The organism is Janibacter sp. CFPM2_SD2 (assembly GCF_057364645.1).
Genome location: NZ_JBNFOF010000271.1, coordinates 1 through 3,094 on the forward strand (window position 1 = coordinate 1; position 3,094 = coordinate 3,094).

The 3,094-nt window shown below is 74.0% G+C and carries 5 protein-coding genes; 1 reads left to right on the forward strand and 4 read right to left on the reverse strand.

The window, feature by feature from the left end; translation table 11 throughout:
• Window positions 1–211: 211 nt before the first annotated feature.
• The 4 genes from AC2W7J_RS17060 to AC2W7J_RS17075 are packed head-to-tail and all read right to left on the reverse strand — an operon-like array spanning window position 212 to window position 2,426.
• A complete protein-coding gene (locus AC2W7J_RS17060; RefSeq protein WP_485983865.1) occupies window positions 212–367 on the reverse strand; it encodes a hypothetical protein in 156 nt (51 codons plus the stop codon).
• A 7-nt stretch (window positions 368–374) separates the two neighbouring features.
• The gene (locus AC2W7J_RS17065) at window positions 375–566 is read right to left on the reverse strand and encodes a Trm112 family protein (protein ID WP_485983867.1); all 192 of its coding nucleotides are present in this window, start codon (window positions 564–566) and stop codon (window positions 375–377) included.
• A 1-nt stretch (window position 567) separates the two neighbouring features.
• Window positions 568–2,001 carry a phosphomannomutase/phosphoglucomutase gene (locus AC2W7J_RS17070; protein WP_427801231.1) on the reverse strand — a complete coding sequence of 478 codons (1,434 nt, stop codon included), beginning with the start codon at window positions 1,999–2,001 and terminating at the stop codon, window positions 568–570.
• Window positions 1,998–2,426, reverse strand: coding sequence for a DUF3499 domain-containing protein (locus tag AC2W7J_RS17075; RefSeq protein ID WP_485983869.1), 429 nt, complete (start codon window positions 2,424–2,426; stop codon window positions 1,998–2,000). The genes AC2W7J_RS17070 and AC2W7J_RS17075 overlap by 4 nt, the downstream gene beginning before the upstream one ends.
• A gap of 71 nt (window positions 2,427–2,497) precedes the next feature.
• Between AC2W7J_RS17075 and AC2W7J_RS17080 the strand changes: the two genes are divergently transcribed.
• On the forward strand, window positions 2,498–2,893 hold the full coding sequence (locus AC2W7J_RS17080; RefSeq protein ID WP_255184022.1) for a metallopeptidase family protein: 396 nt from the start codon (window positions 2,498–2,500) through the stop codon (window positions 2,891–2,893).
• Window positions 2,894–3,094 lie beyond the last annotated feature (201 nt).

The window sequence follows — 3,094 nt, forward strand, 5'->3', positions numbered from 1 at the left end:
CGGCCTCGCGGGCCTGTCGCACCGGCCCCTCGGCACGCCCCGACAGGGAGACCGCGATGACGAGGTCGAGCGTGCCCACCCAGCCCGGCAGCGGGCCCGAGCCCTCGGCGGAGAGCAGCACCGGGCCGCCCCGGGAGACGAGCATGCGCAGGACCGCGCCGACGGCCTCCGCCTCCCCCGACGGGCGGCGACGTGCACCGCCCGCGGCCGGTCACGGGGTCAGGTCGGTCAGGTCGCTCTCGGCGACCGTCGTGACCGCGCGGCGCACCTGGGCGCCGGCACCGGCGAGCGCACGGAGCATGTCCGTGCTGTCGACGGCGCGACGCTGCCCCTCGTCGTCGAGCAGCGTCTCGTCGAAGGGGGACACGGTCGCCTCAGGCCCGCGGCCGGGCCTCGGCCACGAGGAGCACGGGGATGCCGTCCTCCACGCGGTAGGCGAGACCGCAGGTGCCGCTCGTGCACACGAGCTCGGGGCCCGCGGAGCCGGTCTCGTCCCGCAGCTCGCTGCGGCAGGCGGGGCAGCGCAGGATCTCGCGGAGCCAGGGCTCGATCGTGGTGTCGCTCATCTCAGGCCTCTCGGATCGTCGTCAGGACATCGTCGCGCACCCGCGCCATGGTCGCCTCGTCGGCGGCCTCGACGTTGAGCCGCAGCAGCGGCTCGGTGTTGCTCGGGCGCAGGTTGAACCACCACATCGGCGTCGTGTCGTCGCCGGCATGCGTCAGGGTCAGGCCGTCGAGCTCGTCGACGTCGACCCCGGCCGTCGCCCAGCGCTGCCGGACGACCTCGGTGACGGCCGCGGCGTCCGCGACGGTGGAGTTGATCTCGCCGGAGGCGACGTAGCGCTCGTAGGGCGCCATGACCTCGCTGAGCGGGGCGTCGGTCTCGCCGAGCGCGGCGAGCACGTGCATGGCCGCGAGCATCCCGGTGTCGGCGAACCAGAAGTCGCGGAAGTAGTAGTGCGCGGAGTGCTCGCCGCCGAAGACGGCGTCGTGCTCGCTCATGACCGCCTTGACGTAGGAGTGACCGACGCGGGTGCGCACGGGCCGGGCACCCCCTTCGGCGATGATCTGGGGCACCGCAGCGGAGGTGATGGCGTTGTGCACGATCGCGACCTCGCCGGCGTCGCGCCCGGCGGCGACCTCGCGGTCGATCTCGCGGCGGGCGATCATCGCGGTGATCGCGCTCGGGCTGACCGGCTCGCCCCGCTCGTCGACGACGAAGCAGCGGTCGGCGTCACCGTCGAAGGCGATGCCGATGTCGGCGCCGTGGCTGCGCACCCGCTCCTGCAGGTCGACGAGGTTCTTGGGGTCGAGGGGGTTGGCCTCGTGGTTGGGGAAGGTGCCGTCGAGCTCGAAGTACATCGGGTCGATGGTGAGCGGCAGCTGCGGCAGGCCGCTGCCGGTGCCGAGCACGGCGGGGACGGTGAGCCCACCCATGCCGTTGCCCGCGTCGACCGTGACACGAAGGGGGCGGCTGCCCGACAGGTCCACGAGGCCGCGGAGGAAGGCCGCGTAGTCGACGAGGACGTCGCGCTGGGTGATCTTGCCGGGGCGCACCCCGTCGAAGGCGGACACTCCCCCGTCGAGGTGGCTCTGGGCGAGGTCGCGGATGTCGGCCAGGCCGCTGTCCTGCCCGACGGGGCGGGCGCCGGCGCGGCAGAACTTGATGCCGTTGTAGCGGGCGGGGTTGTGGCTGGCGGTGAACATCGCGCCGGGCAGGCCGAGCGCGCCGCTCGCGTAGTAGAGCCCGTCGGTGCTCGCGAGACCGATGAGGATCGCGTCGACACCGCGGGCGGTGATGCCGCGGGCCAGGGCGTCGACGAGCTCGGGCGAGCTGGGCCGCATGTCGTGGCCGATGACGACCGCCGGCGCGCCCTCGGCGAGCGCGATGACCTCGGCGAAGGCAGCCCCCAGGGCGTGGGCGACGTCGATGTTGAGCTGGTCCGGGACGAGGCCGCGGACGTCGTAGGCCTTGACGAAGTCAGAGAGCGTGATGGTCACCGAGCCAGCCTATGCCGCGCCGGGGCGGGCGGCGGATGCGGGATCAGTCGCGGTCGCGGAGCACGCGCAGGTGGCCGCGGCGCCCCGTCTCGGTGATGCTCGTCGGCTCGGGGCGGCGTTCGTCGCGACGTGGCGGGTGCGCTCTGAGTCGGCGTCGGCTCGGGCCGCCGACGCACGACCTCGGCGAGCGCGACAGGTCGTCGTGCGTCGCTGGGCGCGGGCTGGTCGGCGGCCAGGCGCACGACGTCCCAGCCGCGCGGGGCGGTGAGTCGGGCGGCGTGGTCGTCGCACAGGTCGTAGGCGTGGGGCTCCGCATAGGTCGCGAGCGGGCCGAGGACCACCGTGGAGTCGGAGTAGACGTAGGTCAGGGTCCGGGCCGCCGGTCGCGGGCACGCGGCACGGGAGCACTGGCGAGAGACGGACACCCGTGCAGGCTAGGCCACGATCGGCCCGATGTGCGACGCCACGCCGTCGCCCGGCACCTACGATCGGGAGGGTGAGCCGTCATCGTGATCGTCGTGGCCGGGGCCTGCGCGGGCCTCTGGCCCACCCCGTCGTCCCGGCGATGGCGACCCGCGCCGAGGCCTTCGACGACCTCGTCATCGACACGGCGCAGCGCTTCCGTGGGGTGCTCGGTCGCCGGTGGGGCGATGTCGAGTTCGCCGTCGAGGACATCCCGCCGTCCGACCCGCAGGGCTGGGAGGAAGGTGTCCCGCTCGCCCGGCTGTGGCCCCAGCAGGGCCTGCTGCCGGCGCGCATCGTCGTCTACCGCCGCCCGGTCGAGACGATCTCCCGTGGCGCCGACCAGGCCGAGGTCGTCCACGAGGTGATGGTCGAGCAGGTGGCCCGGCTCCTCGGCGTCGACCCCGACGAGGTCGACCCGCCCCGCTGATCCCCGCGGCGGCGACTGGGTTGATGTATCCGAGTGGGCCCCAGCGCACCCCCATACATCGACCCAGCGCCAGAGATCGCGAGTCGATGTATAGGAGTGGGCCCCAGCGCACCCCCATACATCGACCCAGCGCCAGAGCCGCGGGCGCGCGGGTCAGCGGGCGCGGACGACGGGGACGTCGCGGACGGCGACGCGCGAGGG